At 72.6% G+C, this 17,823-nt stretch carries 16 protein-coding genes; 6 read left to right on the top strand and 10 right to left on the bottom strand.

All coding sequences use genetic code 11. The features are described from left to right. Positions 1-25: 25 nt before the first annotated feature. The 10 genes from ME121_RS10450 to ME121_RS10405 all read right to left on the bottom strand — a co-directional run bounded on the left by ME121_RS10450 (position 26) and on the right by ME121_RS10405 (position 9,892). A complete protein-coding gene (locus ME121_RS10450) occupies positions 26-1,621 on the bottom strand; it encodes an ABC transporter substrate-binding protein (RefSeq protein WP_059408803.1) in 1,596 nt (531 codons plus the stop codon). Between the two features lie 133 nt (positions 1,622-1,754). Continuing rightward, entirely contained in the window at positions 1,755-3,278 is a 1,524-nt protein-coding gene (locus ME121_RS10445; RefSeq protein WP_024827382.1) for a class I adenylate-forming enzyme family protein, read from the bottom strand. Further along, positions 3,275-4,084, bottom strand: a complete 810-nt coding sequence (locus tag ME121_RS10440) for a VOC family protein (protein WP_246753135.1) — start codon at positions 4,082-4,084, stop codon at positions 3,275-3,277. The genes ME121_RS10445 and ME121_RS10440 overlap by 4 nt, the downstream gene beginning before the upstream one ends. Then, a complete protein-coding gene (locus tag ME121_RS10435) occupies positions 4,084-4,503 on the bottom strand; it encodes a PaaI family thioesterase (RefSeq protein WP_059408801.1) in 420 nt (139 codons plus the stop codon). Before ME121_RS10435 ends, ME121_RS10440 begins: the two co-directional genes overlap by 1 nt. Positions 4,504-4,567: 64 nt before the next feature. Continuing rightward, positions 4,568-5,572, bottom strand: coding sequence for a zinc-binding dehydrogenase (locus ME121_RS10430; protein ID WP_206406694.1), 1,005 nt, complete (start codon positions 5,570-5,572; stop codon positions 4,568-4,570). A 43-nt stretch (positions 5,573-5,615) separates the two neighbouring features. Continuing rightward, complete coding sequence (locus ME121_RS10425) at positions 5,616-6,596, bottom strand: ABC transporter substrate-binding protein (protein WP_029358137.1); 981 nt, start codon at positions 6,594-6,596, stop codon at positions 5,616-5,618. A gap of 64 nt (positions 6,597-6,660) precedes the next feature. Next, the gene (locus ME121_RS10420; RefSeq protein ID WP_059408800.1) at positions 6,661-7,476 is read right to left on the bottom strand and encodes an ABC transporter permease; all 816 of its coding nucleotides are present in this window, start codon (positions 7,474-7,476) and stop codon (positions 6,661-6,663) included. Continuing rightward, positions 7,467-8,237: an ABC transporter ATP-binding protein gene (locus ME121_RS10415; RefSeq protein WP_059408799.1), complete on the bottom strand. Its 771-nt coding sequence runs from the start codon at positions 8,235-8,237 to the stop codon at positions 7,467-7,469. Before ME121_RS10415 ends, ME121_RS10420 begins: the two co-directional genes overlap by 10 nt. Beyond that, positions 8,234-8,998: a GntR family transcriptional regulator gene (locus tag ME121_RS10410; protein WP_059408798.1), complete on the bottom strand. Its 765-nt coding sequence runs from the start codon at positions 8,996-8,998 to the stop codon at positions 8,234-8,236. Before ME121_RS10410 ends, ME121_RS10415 begins: the two co-directional genes overlap by 4 nt. Positions 8,999-9,361: 363 nt before the next feature. Further along, positions 9,362-9,892 carry a MarR family winged helix-turn-helix transcriptional regulator gene (locus ME121_RS10405; RefSeq protein ID WP_012329563.1) on the bottom strand — a complete coding sequence of 177 codons (531 nt, stop codon included), beginning with the start codon at positions 9,890-9,892 and terminating at the stop codon, positions 9,362-9,364. A gap of 121 nt (positions 9,893-10,013) precedes the next feature. On the opposite strand from ME121_RS10405, the gene ME121_RS10400 reads away from it, so the two are divergent. The 6 genes from ME121_RS10400 to ME121_RS10375 are packed head-to-tail and all read left to right on the top strand — an operon-like array spanning position 10,014 to position 17,777. After that, a complete protein-coding gene (locus ME121_RS10400; RefSeq protein ID WP_059408797.1) occupies positions 10,014-11,297 on the top strand; it encodes an amidohydrolase/deacetylase family metallohydrolase in 1,284 nt (427 codons plus the stop codon). Positions 11,298-11,307: 10 nt separating this feature from the next. Continuing rightward, a complete protein-coding gene (locus ME121_RS10395) occupies positions 11,308-12,177 on the top strand; it encodes an alpha/beta hydrolase (RefSeq protein WP_059408825.1) in 870 nt (289 codons plus the stop codon). Between the two features lie 51 nt (positions 12,178-12,228). Next, positions 12,229-14,529: a xanthine dehydrogenase family protein molybdopterin-binding subunit gene (locus ME121_RS10390; protein ID WP_491892832.1), complete on the top strand. Its 2,301-nt coding sequence runs from the start codon at positions 12,229-12,231 to the stop codon at positions 14,527-14,529. Further along, positions 14,526-15,398 carry an FAD binding domain-containing protein gene (locus tag ME121_RS10385; RefSeq protein WP_059408795.1) on the top strand — a complete coding sequence of 291 codons (873 nt, stop codon included), beginning with the start codon at positions 14,526-14,528 and terminating at the stop codon, positions 15,396-15,398. Before ME121_RS10390 ends, ME121_RS10385 begins: the two co-directional genes overlap by 4 nt. Further along, positions 15,395-16,594: a xanthine dehydrogenase family Fe-S subunit gene (locus tag ME121_RS10380; protein WP_059408794.1), complete on the top strand. Its 1,200-nt coding sequence runs from the start codon at positions 15,395-15,397 to the stop codon at positions 16,592-16,594. The genes ME121_RS10385 and ME121_RS10380 overlap by 4 nt, the downstream gene beginning before the upstream one ends. 34 nt (positions 16,595-16,628) lie before the next feature. Beyond that, the gene (locus tag ME121_RS10375) at positions 16,629-17,777 is read left to right on the top strand and encodes an ABC transporter substrate-binding protein (protein WP_024827369.1); all 1,149 of its coding nucleotides are present in this window, start codon (positions 16,629-16,631) and stop codon (positions 17,775-17,777) included. Positions 17,778-17,823 lie beyond the last annotated feature (46 nt).

Raw genomic sequence — 17,823 nt, 5'->3', positions numbered from 1 at the left:
ACGGGCGGCTCGGACGGGCCGCCCGTCAGGCGCGGCGGGCGTTCCAGAAGACGAACTGGCCGTCGACCACGTCCCGGAGATCGCGCCGGAAGGCCGTCCGGTAGAAGTACTGGCCGGTCGGCAGGTACGGCACGTCGCGCATCGCCAGGGTCTGCATCTTGGCCGCGATCGTCTTGCGCGCCGCCTGGTCCGGCGCCTCGATCCAGGCCTCGCGCAGGCTCTCCAGTTCGGGCAGGTCAGGCCAGCCGAAGAAACCCTTCTCGCCGCCGCAGCGCAGGACCTGCTCCACGACCGGGTTGGCCATGTCGAGGCCGGTCCAGGTCGTGGTGAAGATGTTCCAGCCGCCCTGGTCGGGGGGCGCCTTGCTGGCGCGGCGCGTGACCAGCGTGCCCCAGTCGGACACGACGTACTGCACGTTCATCCCGAGGCGCTGGAGCAGGTCGTGCATGATCTCGCCGAGGGCGCCGAGCACGGGGTTCTCGCTCGTCGACATGAGCACGACGCGCTCGCCCTTGTAGCCGGCCGCCACGAGGTCGCGCTTGGCCTTGGCGAGATCGCGCGGCCGGGTGAGCACGTCGAGGCCGGCATCGGTCGCCATCGCGGTCCCCGGCGTGAACAGGCCGACATCCTTGCGCCACAGCTTGGGATCGTCGCCGGCGGCCGCCGCCATGAAGTCCGCCTGCGACAAGGCCTCGAGGACCACGCGCCGGACCGCGGGCTTGTCGAAGGGCGGATAGAGGTGGTTCATGACCCCGGTGCCGAGGTTGCCGAGCGGCGAGGCGAGCTGCGTGGCGATCTGCGGGTGGGCCTGCAGGGTCGGCACGAGATCGCTGATCGGGTTCTCCCACCAGTCGACCTCGCCGTTCTGGAGGGCGGCGGCCGCGGTGCCGGGGTCGGGCATGACCTGCCACTCGACCCGCTCGAAATGGACGCGCTTCGGCCCGGCCACCCAGGAGACCGGGCCGTCCTCCCGGGGCCGGTAGTCCGGGTTGCGGTCGTAGACCACGCGGGCGCCGACGAGCCGCTCCTTGGCGTTGAACCGGAACGGGCCGGAGCCGATCAGCTCGGGGATCTGCTGGGCCGGGTCGATGGCGGCGAGGCGCTCGGGCATGATGACGAGGACCGGCGGCCCGAGCTTCGCCAGGGTCTCGAGCATGAGCCCGTAGGGCCGCTTCAGGCGGATGACGAAGGTCCGGTCGTCCGGCGCCTCCAGGGCGTCGGTGCGCGCCATCAGGGCCTGTCCGAGGCTGTCGCGCTGCGCCCAGCGCCGGATCGACGCGACGCAGTCGCGGCCCCGCACCGGCTCGCCGTCGTGGAATCTCAGGCTTTCGCGCAGCCGGAAGGTCCAGCGCCGCCCGTCCTCCTCGACCGTGTGGCCCTCGACCATCTGCGGCTGCGGCGTGAACTGCGCGTCGAGGCCGTAGAGCTGGTCGAACACCATGAGCGCGTGGTTGCGCGTGACGTAGGCCGTGGTCGTCACCGGATCGACGATGGTGAGGTCGGATTGCGGCACGAAGCGCAGGACGCTCGCCCGGCCGCCCTGGGCCAGGGCCGGGCGGGCCGGCAGGAAGGGCGCGGCGGCCGCGGCGGCGGTACCGCCGAGGAAGGTTCGTCGCAGCATCGGGGTCACTCCTGGCGTTCCGGGTCAGGCGGGCGGGGACGGGTGCGCCGGGCGGCATCCCTCGCGAGGATGCCTTCTGCGGGCGCGCATTCCGTAGGAACACAACCTGCAAGGGCCGTTCCGCCCGGGCCGGTCACCGGGCCCGGACGGCCTCTTCGGCGCGCCGGCGCAGGGCCGCGCGGTCGATCTTGCCGGTCGAGGCGAGCGGCAGCGCCTCGACGAACCAGACCCGGCGCGGGTGCTGGTAGGCGGGCGCGTGTTCGAGCGCGTGCTCCTTGAGGGCGGCCTCGTCGACGGTGGTGCCGGGCCGGCGGACCGCGAAGGCGACGGGCTTGGTGCCCTTGATGGCGTCGTCCACGGGCACCACGCAGGCCTGGAGCACCGCGGGGTGGCGCTCCAGGACCAGCTCGACCTCGCCGGGGAAGATGTTCTCCCCGCCCGAGACGAACATGTCGTCGGTCCGGCCGAGGAAATAGTAGAACCCGTCCGCGTCGCGGCGGAAGACATCGCCGGTGTCGTAGAACCCGTCCGGGGTGATCGGCACGGGGACGTCCGGCCGGTTGTGGTAGCCCAGCATGATCGCGGGGCTGCGCATCTGCAGGACGCCGGTCTCCGGGGCGTCCGGTCCGACGAGGCGCACCGCGACCCGGGGGTGCGGCGCGCCGACGGAGGCGACCGGCGTGGGCAGGCCGTCCGGATGGTCGCCGAACACGACCGGGCCGCCCTCGGTGGTCCCGTAGGCGTTGAGGATGCGCGCGTTCGGCAGGAGGGCGCGGATCTGCCGGGCCAGGGCGTCGCTGACCGGCGCCGAGCCCATCCGCACCGTCCGCACGCGGGTGAGGTCGGCCTCCGCCAGGACATCCCGCTCCCGCAGCATCATGGCGATCATCGGCGGCACGGCGGTGAGCCACGTGCAGCTTTGGCGGTCGATCGCCGCGATGTAGGCCCGCGCCTCGAACTGCGGCAGCAGCACCATCGTGGCGCCGGCCGCGCAGACGAGGAGCGCCAGGGCCAGCGCGTTCATGTGGTAGAGGGGCGCCGCCACGAGCAGCCGTTCGTCGCGCAGGTCCGTGTCCGCGGCGCGGGTCCGGGCCACCCAGAGGTGGCTGGCATGGCTCAGCCGCACGCCCTTCGGCCGGCCCGTGGAGCCGGAGGTGTACAGGAACAGCGCCGCCTCGTCGGGCTCGGGCACGATCGGCGCGAAGGGCCCGGGATCGAGCCAGGCCGCGAAGCCCTCCGGTCCGTCATCGTCGAACCCGGCGACCCGGACCCCGGGGCCGAGCCCCGCCAGCACGTCCCGGCGCGGGCCGTCGCAGAGCACGAGCCGGGCCCCGCAATCGGCGAGCACGGCGGCGATCGTGGCCGGCGGAAACTTGTGGTTGACCGGGACCGGGACCACCCCGGCCCGCATCGCGCCGAGCAGGGCCGCGATCGTGTCGGGCCGGTTGGCCGCGAGGATCGCGAGCCGCGCGCCGCGGCCGATCCCGCCGCGCAGGAGACCGCGCGCGAAGGCGTCGGCCCGGGCATCGAGGTCGGCGCGGGTCATCACCGTCGCCCCGACCCCGGGGTCGACGCCGATGATCAGCGGCCTGTCCGGCGACCCGGACCGGTCGACGAGATCGCCGAGATTGGTCGGACCCGTGGCCGCGCGAGTCATGGGGCCGCCCTGCACGGGAGACGGAGGTCGAAGGCCGGCAGCGTCAGCGTGGCCGCCTCCGGCCCGTGCCTGACCCAGGCCGCCTCCGGGAGCGCGACCGCGCGGGCCTCGAGGGCGTCGAGGCCGCGGAAGCGCAGGGTCAGGGCGGCGAAGCGGGCGGCCGGCCCCGGCACGATCGCGACCCGCGTCTCCCCGAGCCGCAGGGTCCAGCCATCGCCTGTGGCCTCGGCCGCGGGGCCTGTCGCGGCGGCGTAGAGAGCGGCGTCGGCCTCGGGCGCCGGGCTCTCGATCGTCAGCGCGTCGATGCCCGAGAAGCCGTTCGGATGGTCGAGCCATTCGGGGCGCCAGACCAGATCCGGGGTCCGGTGCTCGCAGTGGTAGAGGCGGCCCGCCGGGAACCGGTCGGCCGGCACCCGAACCGTGCGGAACCGGGCCGCCGCCTCGCGGCCGTCGACGGTGACCGGGCGCGAGAAGGCGACGGGCGGTCCGGCCGCGAGCCCCGCCGCGGCGAGGCTGGCATGGGTGGCATCGGCGTCGCGGCTCGCCACGACGAGCCCGTTCAGGCCGAACGGGCTGTCCAGGACGTCCTGCCGCTGCGGACCGGTCTCGGGCACGCCGACGAGCTCCAGGTACGGGCCCGCCGTCATCATCAGGTGGTTGATGGAGCCGAGCGAATGGTGGCCCCGCGGCGTCAGCCGGAACCCGAGGGCAGCGAACAGGTCCGCCGCCTCGTCCATCCGCCGCAGCACGTTGATCACCACGTGGTCGAGGGTCCCGTCCGCCGGGGCGGCGGGGGCCGGCCCCATCATTTCGCCGGCGCCGTCATGTAGACGCCGCGGCCGCTCGCGAGCAGGCGGCCTGCGTCATCGAGGATCTGCGCCTCGGCCACCGAGAGCTGGTTGCCGAATTTCACCACCGCGCCGCGGCAGGTGAGATCGCCCTGCATCGCGGCGCGGTGGTAGTCGACCCGCAGGTCCACCGTGGGGACGCCGCGGCCGGTCTTGGAGACCAGCGCCCAGTCGGCGGTGAGATCGACGAGCGTCGCCAGGATGCCGCCGTGGACGTAGCCGCGCTCGGCGTTGACGACCCATTCCGGCCGCCACGTCGCCTTCAGCTCGATCGTGCCCTCGCCGACGGCGACGACGGAGAGCCCGAGCCACTGGTGGAACGGGCCGCGCAGCAGCAGCGCCTCGACCTGCTCCTTGCTGAGGGGGGTGTCGGACATGGCTTCGGGATCTCCTTGGGCGAGGGCAGAGGCGACGACGCGCGCCGGACCGGCTCGGGCGGTGTCAGGGGGTGACGACGATCTTGCCCATGACCTCGCGGTCGCGGATCATCCGCAGGCCTTCGGCGGCCTCTTCGAGAGGCAGGATCTTGTCGATGGTCGGCTTCAGCGTGCCGGCCTGGATCATGTCCATCAGGGCCGACAGGTCGTCGTCGTAGAAGCTGTTCGAGCCGATCACCCTGAGCTCGAAGCTCCAGATGTAGCGGAGATCCTCCTTGGGATCGTGCCCCGCGGTCGCCCCGCAGACGAGCAGCGTCCCGCCGCGCTTCAGGCACTTGAGCGAGGGGACCCAGGTGTCGCCGCCGGTGAAGTTGATCACCACGTCGACGCCGCCCTCGTAGGTCCGGCGCTGCGGCTTGCCGTACTGCTGGATCGCCCACTTGGAGAAGTCGGTCTCGCGGTAGTTGACGACGTGGTCGGCCCCGAGCGCCTTGAGCGCCGCCATCTTCTCCGCGCTGCCAGCGCAGGCGATCACCTCGGCGCCGAGCTGCTTGGCCAGCATCACACAGCCCGTGCCGACGCCGCCGCTGGCACCCAGGATCAGGACCCTGTCGCCCGCCTTCACGGTGTTGTGGGTGATCAGCATGCGGTGGGCGGTGCCGTAGGCCACCGGCAGGGAGGCGGCGTCCGCGTAGCTCACGTCCGGCGGCATCGCGATCAGCTGGCTCGTCGAGACGCGGCAGTACTCGGCCATGCCGCCGTCGAGCATCTCGCCCATCAGGCCCTTGGCCTTGTTGAGCGGGTTGACCAGGACCCGGTCGCCGACGTGCCACTCGGCGACGCCCGCGCCGAGCTCGACGATCTGGCCGGCCATGTCGAGGCCGATGACCACCGGCATCGGCACCTTGATGCCGGGCATGCCCTTCACGGTGAACACGTCGTGGTAGTTGAACGAGGACGCGCCGACGCGGATCAGGACCTCGCCCGGGCCGGGCGACGGCTTCGGGTAGTCGTCGACCACTTTCAGCGTGTCGATGTCGCCGTGCGCCTCCAGCACGAGCGCCTTCATCGTCTGAGCCATCGTGGAAACCCTCTTCTGCAGGTCGGAAAGGCTACGGGATCGACTTCGACCGCTCGTAGGGGCCGGGAACCAGGGCCGTGTCGGGCAGGCTGCCCTGGACGGCGCCGACCGCCTTGAACACGTCGAACTCCCGCTTCAGCGAGGCGATGTCGGCGGGCTCCAGGCTGACCGTGTAGATGCCGTCCCAGAGACCCGCGTAGGCGGCGGCGTCGGCGTCGCTCAGGTTCGCGGCCGCCGTCAGGATCTTGGCCACGCCCGGCTTGTCGGCCTGGCCGAAGGCGTAGGCCTTGCGCATCGCGGCCACGACCTTGGCGGGGGCGTCGGGGTTCTGCGTCATCCAGGCGTTGCGCATGAGGCCGACGCCGAGGACCGGCGGCGCGTCCTGCCGGGTGAGGCGCTTCCACTCCTCCCGGAAGGTGCCGAGGCGGCGCAGCTTCACGTCCGGCAGGAGCGCCAGGGTCACGGTGCGCAGGGCCGCGGCGTCGATGTCCTTCTGGACGAGGAATTGTGCCAGCCGGGAATCGTTGCCGGGCACGGCCTGGTAATCCGCGGGCTTGAGCCCGTGATTGGTCTCCAGGATCGCCGCCGCGATGGCGGCGGTGCCGCTGCCGGCCGGCGAGGTGCCGATCTTCTTGCCCCTGAGGTCGGCCATCGTCTTGATCGGCGAGTCCGCGGGGACCACGAAGTCGAGATCGGCCACCTGCGTCGCCAGGACGATGCTCATCGGCAGCCCGTCGGCGGTCACGCTCAGCGCCGTCCCCGCGCTCGCCGCGATCGCGAAATCGATGGCTCCGGCCGCCATGGCCTTGGTCGGCGCGTTCACGTCCGGGAACTTGACGTACTCGGCCGTCAGGCCCTCCTTCTCCATGAACTTGCCGGCCTCCAGCACGGCGCCGAAGCCGAGGCTGATGCCGGAACTCCAGTAGCCGATGCGTACCGTCTCGGCGCGCGCGAGGCCGGGCAGGCCGATCGCGCAGAGCGCGGCGGCGGCGAGGGCGCGGATCCGTTTCAAGGCGTTCTCCAGGAGCTGCGATGGGAGGACGTGCGGCGGGCGTGTCCCAGGCTGGCGCCGGCCGTCACGGCTGCGTCGCCTTCTTCCAGGCGAACAGGCGCTGCTCGGCCGGCTTCAGGACGAGCGTCTCGAGGCCGATCATCAGGGCGACGAGGGTGAGGGTCCAGGCGAAGACCTGATCGGTCTGGACGAGGTCGGCCGCCTGCCGCAGGCGGTAGCCGATGCCGCTGCTCGCCCCGAGCGATTCCGCCACGAGGACGACCCGGGCCCCGAAGCCGATGGCGAGGCGCGCGCCCGCGAAGAAGGCGGGCAGGATCGTCGGCAGGTAGATCTTGGTCAGCACCTTGCGGCGCGGCATCCGGAAGGTGCGGGCGAGCTCGAGATGCTCGGCGCTGACCGTGCGCGTGCCCTGCCAGACGTTGGTCAGGATCAGCGGCATCGCGGTCATGAACACCACGAAGATCGTGGTCCAGTTCGAGAGGCCGAACCAGATCAGCGCGAAGATCGCCCAGATCGCGGAGGAGACGGTGTTGGTCACCGTCAGCACCGGCTCGAAGAAACGCCCGAGGCGCGGGCTCGCGCCGAGCAGCAGGCCGAGCGGCAGCCCCACGAGGGCCGCGAAGGCGAGGCCGGCGCCGATCCGGCCCAGGGTGATGCCGAGATCGGCGGCGAAGCTCGGCGTGGCGACGAGGCCGAGCCACGTGTGCCAGACCCGCGCGGGGCTCGGCAGGACGAAGCTCGGCGCGTGCAGCGATCCGAGCTGCCACGCCGCCAGCGCCAGGGCGAGGAGGGCGAGCCGCTGCAGCAGCACGCCCGCCCGGCGCCCGGCCCGGGACAACCGCGTCCGCCGGATCAGGCGCGGCGGGGTTTTCACGAGCATCGCGCGCTCGCGGCGGAGAGGCTGATGCGCAGGCGCCGGACTTCCTCGGCGACCTCCGGCGAGAGGGGGTCGCGGGGATACGGCAGATTGATCGACCGGACCGCGCCGATCCGGCCCGGCCGCGGGTGCAGGACGACCACTTGGCTCGCCAGCACCACCGCCTCCTCGACGTCGTGCGTGACGAAGACCAGGGTCATCGCCCGCAGCTCGGCGATGCGCAGCAGTTCCGCGTGCATCTGCGCGCGGATCTCGGGATCGAGCTTCGAGAACGGCTCGTCGAGGAGCAGGATCCTGGGCTCGGTGACGAGGCTGCGCGCGAGCGCCACCCGGCTGCGCATGCCCCCGGACAATTCGTGCGGGTAGGCGTCGCGGAAGGCCTCCAGCCCGACGAGCCGCAGGGTCTCGTCGACTCGCCGGACCCGCTCCGCCCGGCCCATGCGCCCGGCCTCGAGCCCGAAGGCGACGTTTTGGGCGGCCGTGCGCCAGGGGAGAAGCCGGTCCTCCTGGAACATGTAGGTCATGGCCCGCCAGTCGCGGAAGGCGTGCGACGGGATGCCGTTCAGGAGGACGGCGCCCCGGTCGGGCTCGACCAGCCCGGCGATCATGTTCAGGAGGGTGCTCTTGCCGCAGCCCGACGCACCCAGGATCGCGACGATCGCGTGCTGCGGGATCGCGATGTCGACGGCGTCGAGGACGTGGAGCGGCCCGCCCTCGCGCCGGTCGAACCACTTGCTGACATGGTCGAGCTCGACGGCGTTCACGGCTCGCCCCCGTCGGCCCGGGATGGCCGCGCCGGCGCCACCACCGCGGTGTCGCGCAGGCTCGCGATGACCTTCTCCAGGGTCATGTCGCGGAACGTCTCGACGTGGCGGCGGGCCACCAGGGCGGCACTGTCGGCATCCCCCGCCGCGAGATGCTCGATCATCGCGGTGTGGTCGTTCTCGATGTTCGGTCGCACCCCCTGCACGCCGAAGCCGAGGGCGACGAGGCGGGTCATCTCGTCGAGGAGGCCCGACAGCGTCCGGTACAGGCGCCCGTTCCCCGACGCGGCGGCGATCGCGAGGTGGAAGCCCCGGTTGGCCTCCAGGAAGAAGTCGATCTGGTTGCCCATCTCCACCGTGATCTTGCGGCGGCAGGCCTGCTCCAGGCGCTCCAGATGCGCCCGGTTCACGCGGCCGGCGGCGCCCCTTGCCGCGAGGGGCTCGAGCTCCATCCGCAGCGCGAAGACCTCGTCGACGTCCTTCACGGTCACCGGGCTGACCCGGTAGCCGTGCCGCGGCATCGAGCTGACGAAGCCTTCCTGTGCCAGGCGCTGCAGCGCGATCCGGCAGCTCGCCTTGCCGATCTCGAACCGCTCCATCACCTCGGCCTCGGTGAAGCGCGTACCGGGCAGGAGGCGGCAGGCGACGATCTCGCGCCGCATCAGGTCGTAGGCTTGGTTCCCCTTGCGCGTGGCGTCGGGGACGGCGAGCACCGTCGCGGTCGGGCGATCGAGCCGGGACCTGTCATCGCGTGTCGTCATCGCACCTCGCTGTCTGGGCATTGAGGCTCCCACAGCATGCTGTGAGCTGCTCACCGGACGCAGAACATGTGCCAACCCCGCGCTGAACCCGTTCGCGCGGCGCGCATCGGCGCGCGGAACGGTGCCCGGAGCCGGCATTCGGCACACGCTGGGAAGCTCAGACGCGCCGCGTGATCAGATCAGCGTGCGCTGTGGGCATCCCATGCCGTATTTATGCGCAACGCCCCCGCGTTCTGTAAATGAAATACGCGTCCAATTTTCCCGAAGAGGTTGGAATAATGGGCTTTTCAACGCGGTCGGGTGCAGAACAATCTGTGTTTTCTTTGAGCAGACGGTGCGTGCTCGAGGCCGCGCCGGCGCGCCTCACAGGATGTCGGGCTGATCTCTCCGGTGCTCGTGCCCCGCGATGACGCGGCGCAGGAGCCGGGTCAGGGTGTCCTGCTCCGCCGGCGTGAGGGCGTCGACGGTCAGCGCGTGAGCGGCCCGCGCCGCCGGCTCCATCGCGCCGTGGAGCGCGGCGCCCGCCTCCGTCAAACGGCAGACCTGCGCGCGGCGGTCGAGCGGCGACGTCGTGCGGCTCACGAGGCCGCGGGCCGCGAGGCGCTTCAGGGCGCCGGTCGTCGTCGTGCGGTCGAGGGCGACCGCGCTCGCGAGCGTCGTCTGATCGGCCTCCTCCAGGTCCCGCAGCAGCGAGAGCAGGCTGTACTGGAGCGGGGTGACGCGGAACGCGGCACAGCGTTCGGCGAAGAGGCTGACGTGGATCTGGTGCATGCGGCGAGCGAGGAAGCCCGGGCGCTCGGCCAGGGGCCAGTGCCGCGCGTCCGCCGCCCCCGCCGCCGCCGCTTCCGCCTCTGCCGCCCCCGCCGCGGAACCGGCAACCGGGACCTCATCCATCGTCCGCCTCCGCAGAACGGTTCCAGCCTTGGCACGCCACGTGCAACGCCGAAATACGAAGCATGCTTCGCTTTTGGCAAGGGCGAGGCCGGCGCGCGCCGGCCGGGACCACGAGGTCGAAATGGACAATCGCCGCTATGATCTGGTTCTGCGGGGCGGGCGGGTCATCTGCCCGGCCTCCGGCATCGACGGCATCCGCGACGTGGCGGTGCAGGACGGGCGCATCGCCGCCGTGGCGGAGACGATCCTGCCCTCGGCCGCCGCCGAGGTGGTCGACGTCGCGGGCAAGCTCGTCCTGCCCGGCATGATCGACACCCACGCGCACGTCTACCAGTACGTCACCGGCCGGTTCGGCCTGAATCCCGACATGGTCGGCGTGCGCTCGGGCGTCACCACGGTGGTGGACCAGGGCGGCCCGTCCTGCATGACCCTGCCGGGCTTCCGCCACTTCATCGCCGAGCGGTCGGAGACGCAGGTGCTCGCCTTCCTGTCGGCCTACCTCGTCGGTGGCCTGGAGGGGCATTTCTACCCGAACCTCTACAGCCCGGACGGCGTCGACATCGACGCCACGGTGAAGTCGGCCACCGAGAACCGCGACCTCGTGCGCGGCATCAAGGGCCATGCCGAGATCGGCGGTTTCGCCCGCTGGGGCATCAAGGTGATGGAGATGGCGGCCGAGATCAGCCGCCGCGCCGACATGCCGCTCTACGTGCATTTCGGCCAGCTCTGGGGCCTGCCGGAATCGGGCGCCAACGGCGAGGATGCCGACACCATCGTCGAGCGGGTGATCCCGCTGCTGCGGCCGGGCGACGTCCTGGCCCATCCCTTCACCCGCCACCCGGGCGGCTTCATCAACGAGCAGGGCGAGGTCCACCACATCATCCGCCGGGCCATGGAGGCCGGGCTGAAGGTCGATGTCGGCCACGGCAGCCACTTCTCCTACCGCGTGGCGCGGGCCTCCCTGCCGGCCGGCGTGATCCCCTACACGCTGGGCGCCGACATGCACGGCTACAACACCGAGATCCCCGAGGTGAAGAAGCCCGCCGGCACACCGGACGAGCACCACGACGACGAGAACCACCCGTTCCTCGGGCAGGCCCGGTTCAGCCTCACCCAGGCGATGAGCTCGATGATGGCGCTCGGCATCCCGCTGGAGGACGTGGTGCCGATGGTGACGTCGCACCCGGCCGAGATGCTGCGCATGAGCGACCGGATCGGCGCTCTCAAGGTCGGCTACGCGGCCGATATCTCGGTGCTGCACGACGACCGCGGCCGCTTCCTGCTGCGCGACAACGAGGACACGCGGGTGATCGCCGACCGCCTGCTGCGCCCGGCCTTCTGCCTCCGCGCGGGCCGGCGCTTCGAGGCCGATTCGCCGATCCTCCCCCAGGCGATCGCGGCCTGAGGTGGCACCGGTGCCCGCCTTCGTCCTCGACGACCCGACACCGCCGGATCCGCGCCGCCACTGGGCCAGCCTGGACTTCGCGGCCCGGGGTGCCTGCTACGACAACAACGCGGGCGTGCCCGACAGCGCCGCCCAGGTCGCGGCCCGCAACGCGGCCTCGGCCGTGTACCGGGCGGCGCATCCGGCGGGGCTCGACATCCCCTATGCCCCAGGCGATCGCACGGCCTTCGACCTCTACCCGGCGACGCGGGCGGACGCGCCCTGCCTCGTCTTCGTCCACGGCGGCTACTGGCAGCGCAACGCCCGGGCCGACTTCGCGTGCTTCGCGGAGGGGATGAACGCGGCCGGCTGGTCGGTGGCGATGCCGGGCTACACCCTGGCGCCCGAAGCGCGCCTCGCCGGCATCGTCGCCGAGATCGGGTCCGCCCTCGACTGGCTCGCCGAACATGGCGCGGCGCGCGGGATCGGCGGACCGATCGTCCTGGCGGGCTGGTCCGCGGGTGCGCAGCTCGCCGCCCTCCACCTCGGGCATCCCGCCGTGACCGCGGTCCTGGCGATCTCCGGCGTCTACGACCTCGCGCCGATCCGCGAGACCTACCTGAACGAGAAGCTCGGGCTGAGCGACGCCGAGATCGAGACCCTGTCGCCCCTGCGGCTGGCGGTCGCGCCGAAGCCCATGACGGTCGCCTACGGCAGCCGGGAGCTGCCCGCCCTCGTCCACGACGCGCGCAACCTCCACGCCCTGCGCAGCGCCGCCCACGCGCCGGGCGCGCTGCTGCCGGTGCCGGGCGCCGACCACTTCTCGATCCTCGACGGGTTCCGCCGACCCGACGGCCTCCTGGTGCGCGCCGCGCAGGATCTTCTCGGAGGGAAGCGATGAGCCGCGAGGGCGTCGGGGCCCCCTCTGCCCCGCAAGGAGGACGACCGCCTGATGCGCGGGCGCGGCCAGTACATCGGCGACCTCCGGCTGCCGGGGATGCAGGACGTCGCCTTCGTGCGCAGCCCCCTCGCCCATGCGCGGATCCGCGCCGTCCATGTCCCGGAGGCCTACCGCGACCGGGTCTTCACCGCCGCCGACCTCGACGGGGTGCTGCCGATCCGCGCCGTTTCGGGGTTGCCGGGCTTCAAGGTCTCCGAGCAGCCGGTGCTGGCCACCGGCAAGGTCCGGCAAGTGGGTGAGCTCGTCGCGCTGTGCGTCGCGCCGACCCGCGCGGAGGCCGAGGACATCGCCGCGGCGGTGGTGCTCGACCTGGAGGAATTGCCCGCCGTCCACGACATGCTCGCCGCGCGCGAACCGGGCTCCGCGCTCGTCCACGAGCACTGGGGCGACAACGTCTTCCTGGAGACCCTGGTCGATGTGGGCATCGAGAGTGCCCTCGATGCACCGATCAAGGTCAGCCGCACCATCTCGACGGGTCGCCAGTGCATGGCGCCGATCGAGGGCCGCGGCACCGTGGTGTCCCTCGATCACCGCCTCGACCAGATCGTCGTCCACACCGCGAGCCAGATGCCGCACATCGTGCGCAACGGCCTCTCCGAATGCCTCGGGATCGAGCAGGGCCGCATCCGCATCGTCTCGCCGGATGTCGGCGGCGGGTTCGGCTACAAGGCGATCCTGCTCGCCGAGGACGTGGCGCTGGCGTGGCTCGCCCTCCGCTGCGGCCACCCGGTCCGCTGGCTGGAGGACCGGCGCGAGCACCTGACCGCCAACGCCAATTGCCGCGAGCACCATTACCGCATCACCGCCTACGCGGAGCGGGACGGAAGGCTGCGCGGCATCGACTGCGAGGCGACCGTCGATTCCGGCGCCTATTCGGCCTACCCGTTCTCGGCCTGCCTGGAGGCCGCGCAGGTCGCCAGCATCCTGCCGGGTCCCTACGATTTCCCGGCCTATCGCTGCCGGACATGGTCGGTGGCCACCAACAAGTGCCCGATCCTGCCCTACCGGGGCGTCGCGCGCACCGGCGTCTGCTTCGCCCTGGAACTGGTGCTCGACGCCGTCGCCCGCGCGGCCGGGATCGCGCCCGAGATTGTGCGCGAGAAGAACCTCGTGCGGCCCGAGCAGATGCCGTTCGAGAACATCACCAAGAAGCATTTCGACAGCGGCGACTACCCGGAGGCGCTGGCCCGGGCGCTGAAGGCCGTCGACGTGGAGGCGGTCCGCGCCCGCCAGCGTCAGGGCGAGCCGGACGGGCGCCGGATCGGCCTCGGCCTCGCGATCTACTGCGAGCAGGCCGCCCACGGCACCTCGGTCTATTCCGGCTGGGGCATCCCGATGGTGCCCGGCCACGAACAGGCCAGCGCCCGCCTGACCCCGGATGGCGGCCTGGAGCTGCGGATCGGCGCCCATTCCCACGGCCAGGGCCTGGAGACGACGCTGGCTCAGGTCGCCCACGAGATCCTGGGCGTCCCGGTGGCGCGCACCCGCCTCGTCCACGGCGACACCGCCATGACCCCCTACTCGACCGGGTCCTGGGGCTCCCGCGTCATGGTGATGGCCGGCGGCGCGGTGGCGGCGGCCTGCGAGGAGTTGCGCGACCGCGCCGTGCGGATCGGCGCCCACCTGCTCCAGGCGCGGCCCGACGAGTGCCGATTCGAGGGCGGCCACGTCGTCGGCCCCACCGGCGACGTGCCGCTGGAGGCCATCGCCCGCACTTGGTACCGGCGCCCGCAGGATCTCGCGCCCGACACCGATCCGGGCGGGCTCGAAGTCACCGCCGGCTACAAGCCGGTGCGCGATTCCGGCACCTTCTCGTACGCGGCGCACGCGGCCGTGGTGGCGGTCGATCCCGATCTCGGGGCGGTGGAGATCCTCGACTACGTCATCGTCGAGGATGGCGGCACGCTGGTGAATCCCCTCGTGGTCGACGGCCAGATCTACGGCGGCCTCGCGCAGGGGATCGGCACGGCCCTGTTCGAGGAGATGCGCTTCGACGGCCGCGGCCAGCCTCTGGCCTCGACCTTCGCCGACTATCTCCTGCCCAGCGCCGCCGACGTGCCGATGGCGCGCATCGACCACATGGAGACGCCCTCGCCCTACACGCGCTTCGGCCAGAAGGGCATCGGCGAGGGCGGCGCCATCGCGCCCCCGGCGGCGCTCGCCAACGCGGTCAACGACGCGCTGGCGCCGCTCGGCGTCGAGCTGCTGCACGCGCCCGTCACCCCCCGGCGGATCGTGGAGGCGGTACTCGCTGCCGGGACCCCCGCCGTGACCGCGCGGGAGGCCGCATGAAGCCCGCCGCCTTCGCCTGGGAGCGCCCCGACAGCCTGCCCGCGCTGCTGGCGCGCCTCGCCGAGGCCCCCGCCGGCGTGAAGCTGATCGCGGGGGGCCAGTCCCTCGGGCCGATGCTGAACCTGCGCCTCGTCGAGCCCGCCCTGATCCTCGACATCACCGGCGTGCCCGAGCTCCGGACCGCGCGGGTCGAGGGCGACACCCTCGTCCTCGGGGCCTGCGTGACCCATGCCGACATCGAGGACGGGCGCGTCCCGGACCTCACCGGCGGCGCGCTGCGGCGGGTCGCCGCCGCGATCGCCTACCGGCCGGTCCGCAACCGCGGCACGATCGGCGGCAGCCTCGTCCACGCCGACCCGGCCGCCGACTGGGTGAGCGCCCTGACCGCCCTCGGCGCCGAGGTCGAGATCGCGGGGCGCAACGGCCGCCGCACTCTGCCGGTCGAGCGCTTCGTGACCGGCGCCCTCGCGGTCGCCCTCGGCGCGGACGAGATCCTGGTCGCGGTGCGCGTGCCGGCGCTGCCGGCAGGCGCGGCCTGGGGCTACGTCAAGCACTGCGCGAAGATCGGCGAGTTCGCCCACGCCATCGGGGCGGTGCGGCTCGAACCCGGCGCGGGCCGGGGCCGGGCCGTGATCGGCGCGGTCGAGGGGCCGCCCGTGCTCCTGGCCGATGCCCGACCTCTCTTCGGCGGCCGTATCGGCCCCGACTTCGCCGCGCGCTTCGACCCCCGGGCCGCCGACCAGGCCTTGCGGGACGCCGGGATGGCCGACGCGGTCGAGCGGCACATCCACGTCACCGTCCTGGGCCGCGCGGTGGCCGCGGCGGCCGAGCCCGATCCCCGATCCAACACCCTTCCGGAGGCCGCATGAGCGCCGCGCTGGCCGAACCCGGGCCGTCCCGCATGGCCGTCGCGCTGACGGTCAACGGCCGCGCCGTGCGCGTCGCGGCCGAGCCGCGCAGCCATCTCGGCGACGTGCTGCGCGACGGGCTCGACCTGACCGGCACGCATCTGGGCTGCGAGCACGGCGTCTGCGGCGCCTGCACGATCCTGCTCGACGGCGAGCCGGCCCGCGCCTGCCTGACCTTCGCGGGCGCCTGCGCGGGCGCCGCGATCACCACGATCGAGGGTCTCGATACGGACGCGATCGCGGGCGAGCTGCGGGCCGCCTTCAACCGCGAGCACGCGCTCCAGTGCGGCTACTGCACGCCCGGGATGCTGGTGGCGGCCCGCGATCTGGTCCTCCGGCTGCCCGAGGCCGACGAGCGGCGGATCCGCGCCGGCCTGTCGGGCAATCTCTGCCGCTGCACCGGCTATGCCGGCATCGTCCGGGCCGTGATGGCGGTCATCGCGGCGCGGCGGGCGCGCGGCATCCCCCCGGAGACCGGCGCGGCGCGCGCCCTCGGCCCGGTCGGTGCCCGGGTCGGCGGCGCGACGGTCGCGCCCCTGGATCCGCCGGCGAACCGGATCGCCCCGGCGGCACCCGCGGCGGTTGCGGACCTGTCCGACGCGTTCGTCCCGGCCCACAGCTTCACGCAGGTGCTCGACCTCGCCCACCCGCCGGAGGCCGTCTTCGCGCTGCTGGGCGACATCGCGGCGGTCGCCGCCTGCCTGCCGGGCGCCGTGCTGACGGCGCGACCGACCCCCGATACGGTCGAGGGCGGTCTGCAGGTGCGGATCGGACCGATCGCCGCGACGTTCCGCGGCCGCGCCCGCATCGCGCGGGACGAGGCGGCGCGGAGCGGCTCGGTCCGCGGTGCCGGTAGCGATGCCGGCGGCCGCTCGGCCACCGAGGGCCGGATCCGCTACCGGGTCGAGGTCGGGCCGACGCCCGGCACCGCCCGGGTCGCGCTCGACGTCGGCTACACCCTGACCGGGCCGCTGGCGCAGTTCGGCCGCCCCGGCCTCGTGCGCGACCTCGCCGGCCGCATCGCGGCGGAGTTCTGCCGCAACCTCGATGCCCGGCTCTCGGGCGTCGCGGCGCCGGCGCCCGCCGGCCTCGACCCGCTCCGCCTGATCCTCGGCCTCGCCCGCGCGCGGCTCGCGGCGTGGTTCGGCCGCGCCTGATCCCCTCCCGCCTCAATCCACCGGAGACACGCGAATGCTTGGCAGGTTCACCCTCACCACCGCGATCCTGCTGGCGCTGACGGCGACGGGCGCCCGGGCGGATGCGATCCGCATCGGCGTCAACGAGCCCCTGACCGGGCCGTTCGCGGCGTCCGGCACCTACGTGGTGAACGGCGCCAAGATCGCCGCCGACGAGATCAACGCCAAGGGCGGCGTTCTCGGCAAGAAACTGGAACTCGTGATCGAGGACAACAAGAGCAACCCGACCGAGGCCGCCGCGGTCGCCGAGAAGCTGATCACCAGCGACAAGACTCCGGTGATGATGGGGGCCTGGGGCTCCAGCCTGACGCTCGCGGTCATGCCCAAGCTCGCGGATTACGAGACGCCGATGCTGGTCGAGACCTCCTCGTCCGGCAAGATCACGACCTCCGGCAATCCCTACGTGTTCCGGATCTCGCCGCCCTCGTCGCTCGAGGCCGAGACCTTCGCGCCGATGGTTGCGCGCCTGGGGCTGAAGAAGGTCGACTTCCTGGTCCTCAACAACGATTTCGGCCGCGGTGCCGCGACCGACTTCGGCAAGATGCTCAAGGACAAGGGCGTCGCGGTCGGCCTCGTCGAGACCATGGACCAGGGCGCGCAGGACATGAGCGCCCAGCTCGCCAAGCTGAAGGCGTCGGATTCCGACACGATCATGATCACGAGCTCCGTCGATCAGCTCGTGCTGCTGTTCAAGCAGATGGCGGCGCTCGGCCTGAAGAAGCGGGTGATCACCACCGGCGGCTCCCAGAACCCGGACCAGATCATCGCCCAGGCCGGCGCGGCGGCCGACGGCACGATGCACCTCACGACCTTCCTGCCCTGGTCGCCCGACAAGACGCCGGACCCGAAGGCCACAGAGGCCTTCATCGGCGCCTGGAAGAAGCGCGGCTTCGACTTCGCGGGCGTCACCGAGAGCTTCCGCGGCTACGACGGCATCCGCGCGATCGCCCACGCCATCGAGAAGGCGGGCTCGGCCGATCCGGCCGCGATCACCAAGGCCTTCTGGTCGGTCGACTTCGTCGGGCTCAACGGCCCGATCCGCTTCGCCAAGGCCGGCCCCGCCGGGAAGGAGAGCGGCCAGAGCAAGCCCGACGTCTACCTCATCGAGATCAAGGACGGGAAAGTGATCGTGCCAGCGCTGTGAGCGCCCGCGGACCGGCGCTCTGACGCCGGTCCCTTCACGCGCCCGC

The sequence above is a fragment of the Methylobacterium sp. ME121 genome, assembly GCF_000974725.1.
Classification (GTDB): domain Bacteria; phylum Pseudomonadota; class Alphaproteobacteria; order Rhizobiales; family Beijerinckiaceae; genus Methylobacterium; species Methylobacterium radiotolerans.
This window is presented reverse-complemented; position numbering and strand designations above follow the sequence as displayed.

Coding starts and splice junctions, on each gene's coding strand:
- ME121_RS10440 (WP_246753135.1), bottom strand. CDS start 4,084: ATGGGGCCGGCCCCCGCCGCCCCGGCGGACGGGACCCTCGACCACGTG.
- ME121_RS10380 (WP_059408794.1), top strand. CDS start 15,395: ATGAGCGCCGCGCTGGCCGAACCCGGGCCGTCCCGCATGGCCGTCGCG.
- ME121_RS10375 (WP_024827369.1), top strand. CDS start 16,629: ATGCTTGGCAGGTTCACCCTCACCACCGCGATCCTGCTGGCGCTGACG.
- ME121_RS10410 (WP_059408798.1), bottom strand. CDS start 8,998: ATGACGACACGCGATGACAGGTCCCGGCTCGATCGCCCGACCGCGACG.
- ME121_RS10430 (WP_206406694.1), bottom strand. CDS start 5,572: ATGAAGGCGCTCGTGCTGGAGGCGCACGGCGACATCGACACGCTGAAA.
- ME121_RS10390 (WP_491892832.1), top strand. CDS start 12,229: ATGCGCGGGCGCGGCCAGTACATCGGCGACCTCCGGCTGCCGGGGATG.
- ME121_RS10405 (WP_012329563.1), bottom strand. CDS start 9,892: ATGGATGAGGTCCCGGTTGCCGGTTCCGCGGCGGGGGCGGCAGAGGCG.
- ME121_RS10420 (WP_059408800.1), bottom strand. CDS start 7,476: ATGCTCGTGAAAACCCCGCCGCGCCTGATCCGGCGGACGCGGTTGTCC.
- ME121_RS10450 (WP_059408803.1), bottom strand. CDS start 1,621: ATGCTGCGACGAACCTTCCTCGGCGGTACCGCCGCCGCGGCCGCCGCG.
- ME121_RS10400 (WP_059408797.1), top strand. CDS start 10,014: ATGGACAATCGCCGCTATGATCTGGTTCTGCGGGGCGGGCGGGTCATC.
- ME121_RS10435 (WP_059408801.1), bottom strand. CDS start 4,503: ATGTCCGACACCCCCCTCAGCAAGGAGCAGGTCGAGGCGCTGCTGCTG.
- ME121_RS10385 (WP_059408795.1), top strand. CDS start 14,526: ATGAAGCCCGCCGCCTTCGCCTGGGAGCGCCCCGACAGCCTGCCCGCG.
- ME121_RS10445 (WP_024827382.1), bottom strand. CDS start 3,278: ATGACTCGCGCGGCCACGGGTCCGACCAATCTCGGCGATCTCGTCGAC.